Origin of the sequence: Streptomyces sp. NBC_00483, from assembly GCF_036013745.1 — a bacterium.
Lineage (GTDB): Bacteria > Actinomycetota > Actinomycetes > Streptomycetales > Streptomycetaceae > Streptomyces.
Window position 1 is genome coordinate 7,997,421 of sequence record NZ_CP107880.1, and the last position, 16,056, is coordinate 8,013,476.

Below are 16,056 nucleotides of genomic sequence, written 5' to 3' on the forward strand. Positions count from 1 at the left end.
GCTCCGGTAATCAGTGGCGGGTGAGGCCGGTGAAGGGGTCGCGCAGGTCTGCCGGAGTGTGGTCCCGGCGGACGCGGGCGGAAGTTGCCAGGTGGCGCTGGCAGACGGTCAGTTCGGGTGCGCCTTCGGGAAGCCGGGCCCGGCAGGCCTCCCGGGAGGGGAGGGCGCCGGTGCCGGGGCGCGGCGCCGCGTGGAAGGCGGCGTGCAGGTGGTCGGCTGCCTGCCACAGCCGGATCCGGCAGGCCCGCAAGTGGTCGCCCTCGGCGCCGGCGACCGGCGCGGTGCGTACTGCGTGTGCGTCGAGCAGGTCGTACAGGGCGATCAGGTGGGCATGCAGCGCGTCCAGTTCGGTACGTGTGGCGGCGACTTGGGTGACGGGCATGTTGATGGCCCGGTGGAAGTCGAGTGCGGCGGTGGCGAACGGCACGAAGTCCGGAGCCAGTTCGGGCAGGGGCTCGGTCGGCATGACGGGGGTGCCCTTCGGTAGAGCGCGGGAAACGATGGTGCGGGTGAGCTACGGGCGGGCGAGCGGCAGAGCGGCGCTGGTGAAGGCTTCGGCCTGCTGCCAGGTCAGCGGGCGCAGGTCGATCAACGCGGTTACGGCAGCGGTCTCGATGGCTGCGCAGGCGGCGTTGAGCTGCTCGTCGCTGTCCGCGCTGACGGTGAGCAGGCCGGTCAGGGCGACATCGGCGTGCCCGGCGATCAGCTGGCGTTCGCGCTGCTTGATGTCGGCGTACTCGACCGAGTCCTCCTCGGAGTCGACCTGGCCCTTGCGGGCCCGCTCGGCCGCGTCCGCGATGACGGTGGCCTTCTTGCGCTGCACGTCCTTGAGCGCGGCATCCAGGCCCTGGGGCGCGTAGGTGAGGGAGAGGCTGCGCCGGACGCCGGTGGTGAACAGGAGCTGGTGCAGGAAGCCCGGGTTGGTCTCGATGCGCGGCCAGTTCTCGATCCAGAAGGTGGCGTGGTGGGCCGAGTCGGTCTGGATTCGGTCGGCCTTCTCGACCAGGACGACCGGGCCCGTAGCGGCAGGGTCAGCCTGCGGGCGGCCCGAGGAGGACCAGCGGTCGAGGGCGGCCGAAGCCTTCGGGTCGTACGCGGTGCGGATCACGGCGGCGATTTCGGTCGCGGGAAGCCAACCCGATAGTGCGAGGCCGGAGTTGCGGGTGGCCTGGTCGAAGGTGGCGGTGAGCTGGGCGAGGACGGCGAAGGCGCCGGTCAGTCCGCCACCGGCCTGATTGATCAGGCGGCGAGCCGCCTTGAGGTCCAGAGCGAGGGCGACGTACGCCTCGTGCGGGGCGGCGGCGGGTCCCGCGGCGGCCAGCAGCTCGGAGTAGATCGGCCCGGCCAGCGGGGTCGCCGCGTCGCCGTGCTCACTCCAGTACCGGTTGAGCGCGTCGCCGGAGTCGGGGACGGTGCGCTCCAGGACCTGGACGCGGGCGATGTGGCCGGTGCGGGCGAGCGCGGCCAGGGTGCGGCCCCAGCCGGAGACGTTGCTCGACTGGGTGGCCGGGTCGAGGAGGGCGTACGCACGGGAGGAGACCTTGACCACGGCGGTCAGCGTGCCCTCGTGCGGGTCGTGCACGGCGCCGAGGCGTCCGCCCGGGGCGGTCACCACGCGCAACGAGGCGGCGGTGCCTGGCAGATGCAGCAGGCCCTCGCGCTGGGGCCGGGTGGAGGGACGGGCGAGCCAGACGAGCTGGCCCCGCAGGCGGCGGCGTACGTAACGGATCACGATCGGCGCCCAGTCGGCGAGCGCGCGTCCGCGGTGCCGGACGAAGACCCCGGCCAGTGCCAGTGCCCACAGCGGGAGCAGCTTGAGTGCGCCGGTCACGCTGGCGGAGAGCAGCACTGTGAGCAGGAGCAGGCCGGTGGCCGCGACCACGGTCAACTGGGGAGCGGTGAGGCCGAGGAGTACGCCACGGCGGGAGCGGTGTGGGAACTTCACGGTGGTCGGACCGTCGGGGTGGGAAGCGTCAGAGAGCATGGCGAAGCCGTTCTTGGAACATGAACAGGAGAAGGGGAAAGGGGGAGACGGGGCGGCCGGGCCGGGTTGGCCGCCCCGCCCTAGGCAGGCTCCGAGCCCGATCCGCCCACAGGGGGCGGGGGAGACGGGCTCAGCGCTACGGGGTGTCACCACCCTGCGGCGGAGGCCCGCTGCGCCGCGGCGCCGGCGGATCCTCGTGCAGGACCTGCGGCGGCGCGACGGACGCGCCCTGCGGGGTCGGGCCGGTGGCCACAGGGGCCGCGTCCTCTCCGCCCTGGCCGGGACGCCGGATGAGCGGGACGCCGCGGTCGCCGTCAGTGGGAGGTCGACGGATCAGGGCCCGGCCCTTGTCCCCGCTGCTGTTCGGGTCCTCGCCGAAGCGGAAGTGGGTCTGCTTCGGCGCGCTGTCGCCACCCGAGCCGCCGGTCGGGTCGATCCCGGAGGCCACCCCGCCCGAGCCCTGGCCCGGCACCTTGGACGGTCCCTGGGGCGCAGGCGTGCCGGTGCCGGCCTGCATGGCGAGTTGGCCCGCGGTCTTCGCCGCACCCGCCGCGACTCCGATGCCCGCGACGCCGGTGCGGTGCAGGTCGTCGTGGCCGCCACCGTCGGCCGCCCAGTGCACGAACTTGTACGTCGCGTACGGGCACAGCAGCACGAGCACCATGACGACCATGCCGGCGAGCGCATCGGACAGCGCACCGAGCCCGCCGTTGGCATCCGTCTTTCCCATGGCGGACACACCGAGCAGGAAAACGATGGTCATCAGCAGCTTCGACACGATCAGGGTGCCGGTTGCCTCGATCCAGCCGCGCCGCCAGCGCCGCGCGACCTCCCAACCGCCGCCCGCCCCGGCGAACACCGCGAGCGAGACGAGGATCAAGATGCCGACCTTGCGGGCGACCATCACCGCCCAGTACAAGAACGCCCCGATAGCGCAGCCGAGCGCGATGAGCGCGGGGGTTCCCCAGCCCAGCCCGTACATCGCCCCCAGCTCGTTGACCTTGATAATGCGGCGCACCGCATCGTCCGCCGAAGTGTTGGCCGCCTGGAACAGGCCCGCGCTGAGCGCGTCGACCACAGTGATCGCCACCGTGGAGCAGGCGATGGCAGCGAACGCGAACAGGACGCCGGCCACCGTGCCGCAGACGGCCTGGGCGAGCGCACGCTCGTCGCGGCGCCATGCGGCCCGGGTGAGCTGCAGGCAGAACGTGCCCACGGTCAGCACGAGCCCGATGGGCAACAGCAACTCGTAGTTGTGCCGAAACCAGTCGGCATTCAGATCAATGGCCGTGGTCTTGTCGACGGCCTTGGTCGCCAGGTCCGCCGCGGCCTGGGCCATTTCGCCCATCGACTTGGCGATCCAGGCGCCGATGCCGTCGGTGACAGCTTCACCAGTCGTGCTGGCGACACCGCCGACGGCGTCGCACACGGTGTTCATCAGAGGAAGGTCACACGCCCCCATGAGGGCACCTCCTTACGGGAGTTGAGGGCCGTGCTCACGGCGAGACGTTCGGCAGCACACCGACCAGCGCACAGTTGTGGTGCGGGCGGCACTGGACGGCGAGGGTCGTGGAGCGGGACTCGGCTCCGGCGCCGGAGCCCTTCCAGGCGATGGACTGCTTGCCGGAGACCGTGACGGCGTAGACGTACGTCTCGGTGATCGCGCCGGGGTCCTTGGACAGGGCGCTCTTGAACGCCTGCGGGAAATGGCCCTCGCCGACCGTGGCGCTGGCGTGCTGATGGTTGTCGTGCATCCGCGACCACAGCACCGGACTGGGTACCTGCTCGGTGACCGACTTCCAGTCGGCGACCTTCGACTCGTCGGTCATCCACCGCTTCAGCCCGGCGAGTTGCTCGGGCTGCGAGGAGAAGCGGGTGTCGTAGCTCCACAGGGCCTTGGTGGCGGCCTTGGCGAAGGTGACCGGATCGCGCGTCTTCGGTGGCACGGCCACCGCCGAACCGGCCTTCGGCGCGGGGGACGGGGAGGTGTCCGGTGCGGGTGAGGACGACGGCCGCGGCGTCGGCCTCGACGTGGATGGTGATTCCGTGCGCGTCAGGTAGGCGGTCAGGCCGGCGACGGCCAGCAGCACCGCGAGCACGAGACCACCGATGGCCGCGCGGCGAGCCACCGACGACGAGCCTCGATGAAGGCGCTCACCGGAGGACGGACGAAGCTTCTTCGTCATCAGTGAACCTGCGTCCCCATCGCCGAGAAGAACGCCACGATGCCGTTCGCGGCCCCCAGCAGCAGGGCGCACCCGGCAGCCACGACCGTGCCCTTCTTGCCGGTGGCCTCGGCCTGATGGCCGCCACTGTGGTGTCCCCAGGCCCACACGATCGCGGAGATTGCGAGCGCGCCGACTACGGCGATGATGCCGAACAGATTGATGCTGCCGATGACCTTCTTCAGGACATCGAGACCGGGAAGACCGCCCTCGCTCGGCGTGACGCCGGGGTTGTACGCCAGGATCTGGGCGTGCTGCATGAGCTTCACTGGGACTCCAGGTTGGATCGTGGGCGCGCAACGGCCCGGAAAGTAGAGAGAAGAGGAAGAGTCGGGGGACCGGTCAGACGATCCGGCGAGCGGCCAGCACGTTCGGCCGCCAGTCGGCGAGGGGCGAAATCTTGACCACGTCGCCGGTGTGCGGGGCCTGCAGGATCAGACCGTTGCCGATGAACATCCCGACGTGCTCTGGGACTTCGGCCGTGCCCTCGGTGAAGAGGAGGTCACCCGGCTCCAGGGCATCGACACTGACCGCCTTGCCCTCCTTGACCTGCGTGTACGTGGTCCGGGAGAGGGAGAGGCCACCCGTCTTGTACGACGCCTGCATCAAGGACGAGCAGTCGCAGCGGCCCATCGGATCCTGGCCGCGCGGATCGCTGCACTCGCCGCCCCACTGATACGGGGTACCGAGCTGGCCAAGCCCCCAACGGATCGCGGTACGTACCGGCTTCGGGGAGCCGGCCGGGATCTTGTAGCCCTTGGGGAGGGCACCGGCTGGGATGGTGCCGAAGCCGGTGCCGTCCTCCTCGTTGCCACATTCGGGGAACGTAGTGTCCGTGGCATCGCTCGCAGCATCCGGGTCGGAGTTCCCTCCGGAACCGGAGTCCGACTGCGCCGGCAGAGACGAGGCGATGCCCTTTTGCAAGGCCGCTGCGAGCGGCTCCCACTTGGCGTACGCATCAGGGAAGCCACTCTTCTGCACCGTCTGCGCAGCCTGTGCGACGGTCATGGACTGCCACCCGGGAACCCTGAGCAGCGCCTCGTAGAACTTCGTCGATGCGTGCACCGGATCACGGACTTGCGCCGTCGTCCCCCAGCCCTTGCTGGGCCGCTGCTGGAACAGCCCGAGCGAATCCCGGTCGCCGTAGTCGAGATTGCGAAGCCCCGACTCCTGGAGGGAAGTAGCCAGGGCGACCACCTGGCCACGAGCCGGAACCTTCATCACACGCCCCGCGGCCACGATGTCCCTGGCGTTCGGGATCTGCTCGGCAGGGGCTTCGAGCCCCGAGACCGAGACTGAGCTTTCGCCGTGTCCGTTGAGGGCTGAAGCCACCTGCTTGGCCACAGCCGCAGAGTCCACCGCCTGTGTGCCACCGGGTGCACAAGAACCTGCCTGGGCTGAGTCCGCGCCGGAAAGCGCGATCCCCAGCGGGGCGATCAGGAGGAATGGTGCGAGTGCCACGGTACCGATGACGGCCAAGGCCACCTTCATGCCCAGTGCCCCGCCGTCGGGCAGCGGGCCGAAACAGAGAACGTGGGAGGCGCCTGCGCCAGGGCATGCCGCATGAGCAGCTCCTTACAAGTAGGCGGCGCAGCGCGGGCGTTCTCGTCGAAAAGGCCACCCGGACCGGGCCGGTTCAAAATACGCAATCGAGAGATTCGGGAGGGTGAATGAGGGCGGCCGGGGTCGGATACATCCCGGCCGGCCCCACTGCTATTCATGAAGAGCGGCAGCCAGCCGCCCTCGTAATCTCAGACGCCACACGGAAGTCAACTCCCGACCGATTCACAGACACATCCCGAGGTGCTGCAGCGGTGCCCACTCAGCGGGCAGCACACATCAGCACAGTTCAACCGGGGAGCAACGGAGCACCTTCCGTCGAACATGGCGAGACTGTATGAACGCAATCCGGCCACACCAAACGAGCCTCAGCTGCATTAGCCGGGTTCCGTAGCTGCTGTCAGGAGGAAGTTAGGGTCGGCCGGAACGGACGGTTAACCTTCCGCTCATTCCCCACCGGGCACCCGCATTCGTACTTCCTGATGCGAGATGAATCAGCCCGCGCAGCACTCGACGAATAGTCGGCTGCGCACGGCCCAGCGAAAGAGAACCGCGCAATGCCATACACCCTCCACCGAGGCGACGCCCTCACCGCCCTGGCAGACATCCCCGACAACAGCGTCGACGCTGTCATCACCGACCCGCCCTACAACAGCGGTGGACGTACCAGCGGGGAACGCACCGGCCGAAGCGCCCGCGCAAAGTACACCTCCGGCGATGCCGAACACGACCTCGCCAACTTCCCCGGCGAGAACCGCGACCAGCGCTCGTACGGCTTCTGGCTGACCCTCCTGCTCACCGAGTCCTACCGGGCCACCGCCGAATCCGGCTCCGCCCTCGTCTTCACCGACTGGCGGCAACTGCCCACCACCACCGACGCGTTGTAGGCCGCAGGCTGGACCTGGCGCGGCATCGCCGCGTGGCACAAGCCCGTGTCCCGCCCGCAGAAGGGACGCCTCAAGCAGTCCTGCGAATACATCATCTGGGGCACCAAGGGCCCGGTCGACGCCAACCGCAACCCCGTCTACCTGCCGGGCCTCTACACCGCGAGCCAGCCCCGCAAGGACCGCGTCCACATCACCCAGAAGCCAGTCGAGGTCATGCAGGAACTGGTGAAGATCTGCCCGCCCGGAGGCACCGTCCTCGACCCGTTTGCCGGCTCCGGAACCACTGGCGTCGCCGCCTTGCTCGAGGGCCGACAGTTCATCGGCGTCGAACTGTCCGACCACTACGCCGACATCGCCGAGCAGCGACTGCGCGGCGCGCTCACTCAGGAGGACTTTGATCTGGTCGGGCCCGAGAAGTGAGAGTGAGAGCAGGGCCGCAGGTCCGAAACGTAAAGAGGGGCTGTTGCTCCACCATCAGGGTGGAGCAATAGCCCTTTTTTGTAACCCAGTTACCCGGCCTCGACGCTGCGCCGGATCAGGTCGGCCGCACGGTCGAGATCCTCGCGGGAGGCGATGCGCACCTCGACAACGTCGCCCTGCAGGCCCAGACTGCCAAGTCCCCGCATGTCCCGGGTGAACCCGTCGCACATGTTCACGGCGTCAGGGTCGAGGCGCAGATTCACAACGAGCAGCTTGTTCCTGGGCTGGACGCGCACCGTGGCGACATTCTTGATTCGCCGGTACGCGAAGTAGTGCACCTGCGGCTCCCGCTGCACATCACTGTGCGACAGCAGAAGCTCGTCGAGATCGGCGTACAGCTCGCGCAGCTCCTTGGGCGACGCGTCGAGATACTGCTGGACCGACTTCGGCGCCGCGGTACCCGAGCGGGCCGGCGACAAGGTCTTGCCGCGCGCAGTGGTCCGGGTACCGCCTGTTGCGCTGACGAGCTGCAACGTGACGGAGTCGTCGAAGACGCGGTATGCCATGAGGTCGATCCGGTGCGGGATCATCTCCACTGCCACCGTCTCGTGATACGTGAAGGCGCCGGCGATGCACACGATCCGTGGGGCACTCCAGTCGACCGATCCGGCCGCTGCCTCGCCGAGTTTGTCCCGGGCCAGGTTCTCGAACTCATGGTGATGGTCCTGGAGCCAGCACATGTACGAGAGCCCCTGGACGACGACTGCCTCGTCCCGGGTCCGCTTGTACTCGACGATGACCGGCGTGCCGTCCTCATCGAGGCCCAGCGAATCGATCCTGCCCCCGTGCCGCCCAGTGCGGTACTCCGTCGCCAGGAACCGGATGCCCAACATCGTCTCCATGTTGGCCTCGATCAACCTCTGCAGGTTGACCTCGACACTGACGGCCTGGCCGGGGACCTCCGCGACGTCCCTGCCTCTGACCTTGAAGACCTTCAGGTTGCTCATGGAGCCTCCCCCGCACTGCGATTGTTGCGAAGGAACAATCTCGACGTGGAGCTGCTTATTCCGCAGCACGTGATTAGGCCGTGCCGTGGGTAGCAAGGACTGTGCCGACCGAAGGTCTTCCGTGGCCGTGGCCATCCCAGGGAACCTCGGCGAGCAGGGCGCATTGCGGCTCGTTTGTCTGTTACGGGTGGGAGCATCCCCGCGTGCACGGGGAGCAGAACTTCGGCACCAACTTCATGGGATGCATCCTGGGACCATCCCCGCGTATACGGGGAGCAGCAGGAGATCGAGACGCCCGACATGGCGTCCACGGGGCCATCCCCGCGTACACGGGGAGCAGAGCACGAACTTCTGGAAGCGGACGTGACGCCCGGGACCATCCCCGCGTGCACGGGGAGCAGTTGAAGTGAACGCAGACCTTGTCCCCGCCGTAAGGGCCATCCCCGCGTGCACGGGGAGCAGAGCGTCGGCCTCACCACGGAGGACAGCCTCAAGGGAGCATCCCCGCGTGCACGAGGAGTAGAGAGCGGTGAAGCCGTAGGCGACGATGACGTCGGGGCCATCCCCGCGTACACGGGGAGCAGTTGAGGACATCGAGGTTGACGAGTCCTGCGTGGGGACCATCCCCGCGGGCGCGGGGAGCAGCTCACCTACGGATTCAACGAGGACTCCAAGGAGGGGTCGCCCCCGCCTGCACGGGGAGCAGAGTTCTTGAACTGGGCTTTTTGCGGTGGGCGCGCTTGTTTTCTGACACCATCAGCGGAACCGATATGAGTGACCAAGGGCCCAAACGGCTCTTCGTTGTTGGTGGTGTGGGCGCGGAAGTGCGCCCTGGTCTGCGCACTGCCGGACTTTGTCCCAGAGGGAGTGGCGGGTGCGGCTGCTGGGATTGCTGATGAAGACACCTGGTGAAATCTCGAGGAGGCACCGGGGGAGAAAACCCGGAGGACTGGTGGGCAGTTGGTGAGCATAGGAAGGTCACCAGGTGGCTCCGTAGGGGGCGTGGTTGTGGTCGGAGGGGAAGTGGACGCCGCCGTCGGACTGGACGGTGACCGCGTCGTAAGGCGGATGGTGGTGGGGTTGCCAGGCGGAGGTGCTTGGTTTCGGTGGCGCGCCCGTCATGCCAGCCTGGCCTGGTGGGTAATCGCCGTCCGAGCGATGTTGCGCGCGCGATGGGACATCTTCTCCAGAGGGTCGTCGGGTAGTGCATAGCCGTACGCTGGACCGTCGATTGGGAAGCGGGCGATTCTGCTGGAAAAGCACCGAAGTCCTACAAGGGGCCCTCCCTCTTCACTAGGCTGGATCAGGTCCGGCACCCGCTCCGGCTTCAGTCCAACGTGACGGGCGACCTCGCCCACCAGAGATCTCCTGATGGCTGGCCACGGTCCGCGCCCGCCGGCCCGCGCGGCCACCGCGACCGTATCGGTGGGCAGGTCATTCCCGTCCTCCAGGAATATCGAGTACACCATGAGAAAGAGCCCGTCATGTGCTGGCTTCGTGCACCGCTCGCCATCCTCTAATTCCGGGCAATCGCAGCCGAGCAGACGGGGCAGCACCGCAGCCCCGATCCTTTCCACCGGCTCAGGAGGGAAACGCGACCGCAGCACGGAGGCGGTGAGGCCTACCTGCTCCGCACCCCGTTGCCAGGACGGCCGGGTGATCTCCAGGGCGGGGGAATGGACGGTGGTGCCGAGCCCGTTCATCCATGCAGGGCTCGCCTCACCCACACGCCTCGCCCCGGCAAGCAGCGCGAGAACCTGCCGCGCGACATCCTCCCTGCCGCAGCCCAACTCGCTGGCCAGCTCGGAACGCTGGGCGGGCGACAGCACCCTGTCCCACACCTCCTGCGCCACCGAGGCATGGCACAGCATGTCAGCGACGAGCGGATTCCAGGCCGGCCCGCCCTGCCTGAGTAGAACTCCGTCGAAATCCACAGAACCCCAGCACCATCGGTGAGTCATGTGCCCGGAGCGGTCCATCGGTTCCCCCACGCGTCCTTTACCTCTTCCTGTGCCGTGATGTCCCGTGATCCTGTCACCTGTCAATCAGGGAATGGGTAGGCGATTATGTAACGCGAGTCGAAAATGCCGGTTTCTGGCAAAGTGGAGAGAAGCGGCAGCCCGGTGTGGCAACATCCCTGCTCAGCAAGCCTGCTTCCCGTGCGCATAGGGATGGACCCATCGCGTCGTCGTACTTCTGCCGTTCGGGCAGCTGCTTCCCGCGCACGTGGGGATGGACCCCCCAGCTCAGGCGCCTAGGGCATTCCCCAAGCCTGCTTCCCGCACACGTGGGGATGGATCCTTCACGAACGCGTCGACGTCACCCATGACGAACTGCTGCCCGTGCATGCGGGGATGGACCCACCAACTCCCTTCGCTGACATGCGGGGGACTGCTGCTTCCCGCGCGCGGGGATGGCCCCGGGGACCTGATGGCCTGGTACCCGGACTACTACTGCGTCCCGCGCACGCGGGGATGGGCCCCACAACGAGTACAAGGTCGAGGTGCACGAGGCCTGCTTCCCGCGCACGCGGGGATGGACCCGCCATGGCGACCTGTGCCGTCTGGCGCTGCATCTGCTGCCCGTGCACGCGGGGCTGGGCTCTACGCCGCGGAACTTCCGGGCGAGCTGCTCCCCGCAGGTACGAGGGCGGCCTCCCGGTCGCATGGCACCCAGATGATGCCCGTCTCAACGTTCCGCCTGCGCACCGTAGTTGCCGCATTCCTCCCTGAACCGTCCCCGCCCCGTGCTAGGTTCCTGCTCCGGTGCGGGGCCGACTGCTCGTGGTATCGGGTGTCAGTGTGGAGTATGGGGGAAGCGCCGTGGAATCGGGTGCCGGAAAGAGTGAGGGGCCGTTACGCACCCTCCCTGCCTCTCGGATCAGTTGGGACCCGCGGAAGCGCGAGTGCATACCCATCGTCCGGATAGACGGTTCGTACGGGAAGGTCACGCTCGTTGCGGCGTTCCGCGAGGCGGACGATCTGATCGAGGTCGCTGGCAGTACGCCCGGTGAGACAGTTGCTCTGCTGGAGTACCTTCTGGCGATCTGTTATGCCTTCAAGGCTCAGCCGGAGAGTTCCAGTCGGTGGGCTGAGGAAATGGATTCGGGACGTTCCTTCGCTGAGCTCGCGGACGGGCTGGAGCAGTGCTGCGAGACGGAGGGCGGTGGCGACTGCGAGCACTGGGACCTCTTCCACCCCACCGCCCCCCTCGGTCAGAACGCTCTCCTGGCCCCTTACCTCGACGAATACGGTGCCGGCCCGGCGCAGCTCGTGATCGAGCAAGTCGGTGACTACCACCAGTTCTTCGATCACCACCATCTGGAACATAGCACTCCGCTGCCCGCTGATGCCGCGTTCCGCGCGATGCTCACCCAGCACGCCTATGGGCCCGGCGGGCGGGCCCGTATCGCCGGCGAGGCCACCCTCGGCCCCACGCTGAACAACCTCGCCCGCGGCCGACTCGCCGGACGTATCCGCGTCATCGCTCTCGGCCAAACGCTCAGCGACACGCTGCGACTCAATCTGATCCCGTACGCCAAGGATGGACTCGACGGCGACCACTTCAATCGGACCTGGACCGTGGCTCCGCAGCCTCGCCGGACCTTCAAGGCCAAGCCGCCCGGCCGTGCCCCCGCGGGGCCTGCCGACCTGCACTCCGTGCTGGGCCGGTCCGTCCTGCTGCGCCCCGCGGTGACCGAGGGTGGGGACATCGTGGTGGACAGGGTGCTACTTGCCGCGGGAGAGCTGCTCGAAGAGCTGGACCCGCATCAGATTCCCGATGCGGTGTACACCTCGGCCGGCAAGAGCGGAGCGGCCCGCCCATTGCAGCCCGCGGAGTCCAAGGCGTTCTGGCGGGAGGCGCATGCCCTGTACGCGGCCGTCGCGGACCGCCAGGTGAGGCCCGGTGGCGGGTCGGGCGGTGTGGCGGGTCTCTACGACCGGATCGCACGGCTGCCCCGGCGTCGTCTGGAGCTGATGGCGGTGGGGCTGATCGCCCGCCAGACCACCGTGGTCAGCTGGGTCTGCGACACCTTCCCCTTCGTACCCGGCCGTGAGCAGGATCTGCGCTATGCCGCCGAGCGAGGCTCCGCGCTCGCCGAATATGTGGCCGACGCGTTGTCCAAGGCCGCGTCCACCGCCTGGACGATGGCCTACCCCAACCCGAAGCCGGCCGACAAGAAGGACCAGATCGCCCGGTTCGACGCAGGCCCGGAACACTGGGCCCACACCGCTGAGCACTTCCACACGCTCCTTGAAGAGACGATCGCCGCCGCAGACGACGAGGCGCGACTTGACGCGGCACTCATCACGTACGCCGCGGAACTGGCCACCGCAGCACGCCGCTTCCTGCTCCACCGCCTCGACTCCTTGCCCTCAAACACCCAGGGCCACCGCGCCAGAGCTCGCGCACTGCACCGGCTCAAGCAACTCCTCTACGAGGACAAGAAGACCCCGACGGAACTGACGAAAGGGGAGGGATCATGACCGCTTCACCGGACACGACGCTCGCCACGACCACTCCGGGCGAGCAGCTCACCGCCTGGCTTGCCTCCCTGGTCCGTTCACGCGAATACGGGAAGCTGGCCGATCTGCGCCGCCCGGGCGCGGAGACCGAGGCAAGGATCATGGCCGGCTGGATGGATCCCGAGCACCGGGAGGTGCTGGAGCTCGTCGCGTTCCTTTTTGCCGTCTACCACCGCGGCAGCTCCCGGCCCTCGTACGGCAGCGGCAGCTTCGGCACCGCGCTGCGCAGGATCGGCAGCGGGGGTCACAGGGGGCCCACCGACCCCGGGGCCGCCCGGCTGATGGAGCGCATCACCGCCAGCCGTCGGCCTCCGGCCCGTCATCTCCAGCACGCCGTGGCCCGGCTGCGCTCCGGTGAGCAGCACCCGCCGGCCTGGGCGCAGCTCACCGACGACCTGATCCGCTGGAACGACCGCCGCAGCAGGGTCCGTTACGGCTGGGCTGTCGACTTCTACGAGCCGCCCCGTCGGCCTTCCCGCCGCGGCTCCACCGCACCGACCCAACCGGAGGACGACGCGCAGTGACCAGCCCCCTCACCCTGCCCGGGCCGCAGTACCTCTCCCTGCATCTGCTGGAGACGCTCGCCGCCGTCCTGCCGGTCCGCGACGAGAACGGGATGCCGAAGACGATCGTCTACGGCGGCGTCGAACGCCACATGATCACCAGTCAGGCCCGGCGCCGCGCTGAACGCGTCCACTCCCGCAACCGTGCCAACCGGGGCGAGGGCGCCCTGGCCGGCCGCACCATGGGCGTACGCACCCGGGAATGGGCCTTGTTCACCGCCAGGGCCTTGCAGGCCACGCACGGTTGGGAGTACGACGAGGCAGTGGTCATGGCTCGGGCCGTCCTGGAAGGAGTCGGGCTGAAGTTCGGTGACCGGGCCAAGAAGACCGTCGCCCACCTGACCAAGGTCCTGGTCTTCGCCCCGCGTGATGCGGGCGACCGGATCGCCGCGCACGTCCATTCCGTACGCGGTGAACTCGAGGTCTGGCTGGGTAAGTTCCTGGCCGCGCAGGAAGCCGCAGCGCAGAAGGCCAAGTCCAAGCGCTCGAAAGCCGCAGTCGACGACACGGCAGAGGAGGGCGGGAGCAAGTTGCTGGCCCTGCCGCGTACCAGTCGCGCCACCGTCCTGGCCGCGCTCGCGCCCCGCGACGCCATCGACATCGCGCTGTACGGCCGTTTCCTCGCCGAGATCCCCGACTCGCCCAACGTCGACGGGGCGATCCAGTCCGCCCACGCCTTTACGGTCCACGAGGCGGAGCAGACCGACGACTTCTACGCGGCGGCCGACGACGCCAAGCTCGACCGCAAGGCGAACGCCCTGGACTTTCTGGACGCCGCCGAGACTGCCGAGCACGGCGGCGCCGGCATGACCGGTTACCAGTCGCTGATCTCCGGCACGTTCTACCGCCATGCCGTCCTCGACCGGCTGCGGCTGCGCACCAACCTCGTGGCCGGAGGATTCGCCGAGGACGAGGTGGAGGTTGTCGCTGCCGCAGCCGAGGGCGAGTTCGTCACCGCCTTCGTCGACGCGTTTCCCGAGGCGAAGAGGAACTCCACCGCGTCCACCGGCTCGCTGCCGGTCCTCGTCCTCGCCTTCGACGGCGATCGCGCCTTCAACTATGCCTCCGCTTTCCAGAAGCCCATCGATGAAGCGGCCGAGAAGGCACCGGCAGGCGAGGTCGCGGCCCGCCGCCTGCTCGCCCACCACGACTTCGTCCGGGCCCGCCGCACGGACCTTTCCGCCGTACGTGCGCTCACCTACGATCTGGCCGTCCACGGCGTGCTCCAGGAACTGGGCATCAAGGACGTAACCTCCGTTGAAGGACTCACTGCGTGAGCACCTCGCATGTGCTGCTCATACGGCTCGCAGGCCCCCTGCAGTCCTGGGGGACGAGTTCCCACTTCGGGCCCCGCCGGGACACCCACAGCCGCCCGACCAAGTCCGGTGTGATCGGGCTGTGTGCCGCAGCCCTTGGCCGCGACCGCAGCGAAGAACTCGGCGAACTGGCCCGCATCTGCTTCGGCGTACGAGCCGACCACCCCGGTACACCCGTCCGCGACTACCACACCGTCGGCCACGGTACCTACCCGCTGCGCCCCCGCGACCTCATCACCGACCACCGCCGGGCCAAGGCACTCGCCGCCTCCCTCGAAACGGCCATCGGACCGGCCTTCGGCCATCACGACCTGCCCGATTGGTACGGCGCACCCAAGTACATCGAGAGCGACCCCGCCTCCGGTGCCCTGGTCTCCAAACAACTCGCCCGCAAGGCCATGGTCACCGAACGCTGGTACTTGGCCGACGCCGCCTTCGTCGCCGCCCTCCAACACCCCGACCCGGACTGGCTCACCGAGATCGCCACCGCGCTCGAGGCCCCGCGACAACTCCTCTGGCTCGGACGCAAGTCCTGCCCACCCACCGGCACCCTGGCTGGCCCCCTGCTGGAGGGCACCATCGAAGAAGCCTTCGCCCGCACTGCGCTGCTGCCTACCGAGGGAATGGACACGCAGGAGCCCGCCCCTGATGGCGTCCCGCGCCCCTGGGCCTGGATCGAGGCACCGCCTGGTACACCGGGTGCCACGCGCGTGAACGACCAACCCGTCAGCTTCGACAGCGAAGCCCGCACCCACGCGCCACGCTACGAGAAGCGCACCCGCATCAACCTCGCCGAGGCCGACACCCCATGGGAAGGAGTCCTTCCGTGAGCTCCGCACCCGCCGCCGTGACCAGCGCCCGCTTCGTCGCCACCCATAGCATCCTCACCCTGAACGCGGCTCACCCCTATGTCGCCAAATCCCTCGCCGACGCCCACGAGATGCACCGCACCGTGATGAGCGGCTTCCGCGGCTGGGTCCCCGACGGCGAGCGCGACGCCCGATCCCAGGCGGGTGTCCTGTCCACCTGGACCGTCGACCTCAAGAACGCCCGTCTCGTCCTGGTCGTCCAATCCCGCGTCCCCGCAGACTGGTCCCATATACCGAGTGCCGCACTCGCGGACAAACCCCACACCCTCACCGTCGACCGCACCCTGCGAACCGGCGATACCGTCGGCTTCAGAACCGTGATCAACCCCGTCTACACCCGGCCCCGGCGCGACCCCGAAACGGGTCGGACACTCGAACGGGGACGCCGCATCGCCCACACCCGCCCCGAGCACGTCAAAGGGTGGTTCACCCGCCGCCTCCAAGCTCCGGGCGACCCCCGCAATGCACCCGACGGCCTGCCCCGCATCGGTGCCACCGCCGACCCCACCACCCTCGGCATTCGCATGCTGCCCACCGTGACAAGCGCCACGGCCCGCAAGGGACTTCGCGTGGTGCGGGCGGAGATCCGCGGCAGCCTGACGGTCACGGATCCGTCGGCGCTGGTCGAGGTACTGACCCAGGGGCTGGGGCATGCGCGTGCGTACAGCTGCGGGCTGCTGCTGACACGGGAGTAAGAAG

Annotated in this window: 14 protein-coding genes and 1 pseudogene; 6 read left to right on the plus strand and 9 right to left on the minus strand. The window is 68.6% G+C overall.

Annotated elements, in window-relative coordinates; genetic code table 11:
* Window positions 1–10: 10 nt before the first annotated feature.
* The 6 genes from OHA73_RS35670 to OHA73_RS35695 form a co-directional block, all read right to left on the minus strand.
* Window positions 11–466, minus strand: coding sequence for a DUF6238 family protein (locus OHA73_RS35670; RefSeq protein ID WP_327657186.1), 456 nt, complete (start codon window positions 464–466; stop codon window positions 11–13).
* Between the two features lie 48 nt (window positions 467–514).
* Window positions 515–1,984: an SCO6880 family protein gene (locus OHA73_RS35675; RefSeq protein WP_327657187.1), complete on the minus strand. Its 1,470-nt coding sequence runs from the start codon at window positions 1,982–1,984 to the stop codon at window positions 515–517.
* A gap of 136 nt (window positions 1,985–2,120) precedes the next feature.
* Window positions 2,121–3,446 (minus strand): SCO6881 family protein, encoded by a 1,326-nt coding sequence (locus OHA73_RS35680; RefSeq protein ID WP_443063165.1) that lies wholly within the window; start codon window positions 3,444–3,446, stop codon window positions 2,121–2,123.
* A gap of 34 nt (window positions 3,447–3,480) precedes the next feature.
* A complete protein-coding gene (locus tag OHA73_RS35685; protein ID WP_327657189.1) occupies window positions 3,481–4,170 on the minus strand; it encodes a hypothetical protein in 690 nt (229 codons plus the stop codon).
* Window positions 4,170–4,469, minus strand: a complete 300-nt coding sequence (locus tag OHA73_RS35690; RefSeq protein ID WP_267072966.1) for a DUF6112 family protein — start codon at window positions 4,467–4,469, stop codon at window positions 4,170–4,172. Before OHA73_RS35690 ends, OHA73_RS35685 begins: the two co-directional genes overlap by 1 nt.
* An 82-nt stretch (window positions 4,470–4,551) precedes the next feature.
* Window positions 4,552–5,700 (minus strand): C40 family peptidase, encoded by a 1,149-nt coding sequence (locus tag OHA73_RS35695; RefSeq protein ID WP_327657190.1) that lies wholly within the window; start codon window positions 5,698–5,700, stop codon window positions 4,552–4,554.
* A gap of 626 nt (window positions 5,701–6,326) precedes the next feature.
* Here OHA73_RS35695 and OHA73_RS35700 point away from each other — a divergent pair.
* Window positions 6,327–7,076 (plus strand): annotated as a pseudogene (locus OHA73_RS35700) (DNA-methyltransferase).
* A gap of 89 nt (window positions 7,077–7,165) precedes the next feature.
* Here the strand turns inward: OHA73_RS35700 and OHA73_RS35705 are convergent.
* The 3 genes from OHA73_RS35705 to OHA73_RS35715 form a co-directional block, all read right to left on the minus strand.
* Entirely contained in the window at window positions 7,166–8,083 is a 918-nt protein-coding gene (locus tag OHA73_RS35705; RefSeq protein ID WP_327657191.1) for a DUF5655 domain-containing protein, read from the minus strand.
* Window positions 8,084–8,839: 756 nt separating this feature from the next.
* Window positions 8,840–9,043, minus strand: a complete 204-nt coding sequence (locus tag OHA73_RS35710; RefSeq protein WP_327658591.1) for a type I-E CRISPR-associated endoribonuclease Cas2 — start codon at window positions 9,041–9,043, stop codon at window positions 8,840–8,842.
* A gap of 158 nt (window positions 9,044–9,201) precedes the next feature.
* Entirely contained in the window at window positions 9,202–10,017 is an 816-nt protein-coding gene (locus OHA73_RS35715) for a hypothetical protein (RefSeq protein ID WP_327657192.1), read from the minus strand.
* 888 nt (window positions 10,018–10,905) lie between these two features.
* Between OHA73_RS35715 and OHA73_RS35720 the strand changes: the two genes are divergently transcribed.
* From OHA73_RS35720 to OHA73_RS35740, 5 genes are read left to right on the plus strand one after another with little or no spacing between them, the layout of a single operon-like run.
* On the plus strand, window positions 10,906–12,570 hold the full coding sequence (locus OHA73_RS35720; RefSeq protein ID WP_327657193.1) for a type I-E CRISPR-associated protein Cse1/CasA: 1,665 nt from the start codon (window positions 10,906–10,908) through the stop codon (window positions 12,568–12,570).
* A complete protein-coding gene (gene casB / locus OHA73_RS35725; protein ID WP_327657194.1) occupies window positions 12,567–13,133 on the plus strand; it encodes a type I-E CRISPR-associated protein Cse2/CasB in 567 nt (188 codons plus the stop codon). The genes OHA73_RS35720 and casB overlap by 4 nt, the downstream gene beginning before the upstream one ends.
* Window positions 13,130–14,449 carry a type I-E CRISPR-associated protein Cas7/Cse4/CasC gene (locus tag OHA73_RS35730; protein WP_327657195.1) on the plus strand — a complete coding sequence of 440 codons (1,320 nt, stop codon included), beginning with the start codon at window positions 13,130–13,132 and terminating at the stop codon, window positions 14,447–14,449. Before casB ends, OHA73_RS35730 begins: the two co-directional genes overlap by 4 nt.
* Window positions 14,446–15,318 carry a type I-E CRISPR-associated protein Cas5/CasD gene (cas5e, locus tag OHA73_RS35735; protein ID WP_327657196.1) on the plus strand — a complete coding sequence of 291 codons (873 nt, stop codon included), beginning with the start codon at window positions 14,446–14,448 and terminating at the stop codon, window positions 15,316–15,318. The genes OHA73_RS35730 and cas5e overlap by 4 nt, the downstream gene beginning before the upstream one ends.
* The gene (locus OHA73_RS35740) at window positions 15,315–16,052 is read left to right on the plus strand and encodes a type I-E CRISPR-associated protein Cas6/Cse3/CasE (RefSeq protein ID WP_327657197.1); all 738 of its coding nucleotides are present in this window, start codon (window positions 15,315–15,317) and stop codon (window positions 16,050–16,052) included. Before cas5e ends, OHA73_RS35740 begins: the two co-directional genes overlap by 4 nt.
* Window positions 16,053–16,056: the final 4 nt, after the last annotated feature.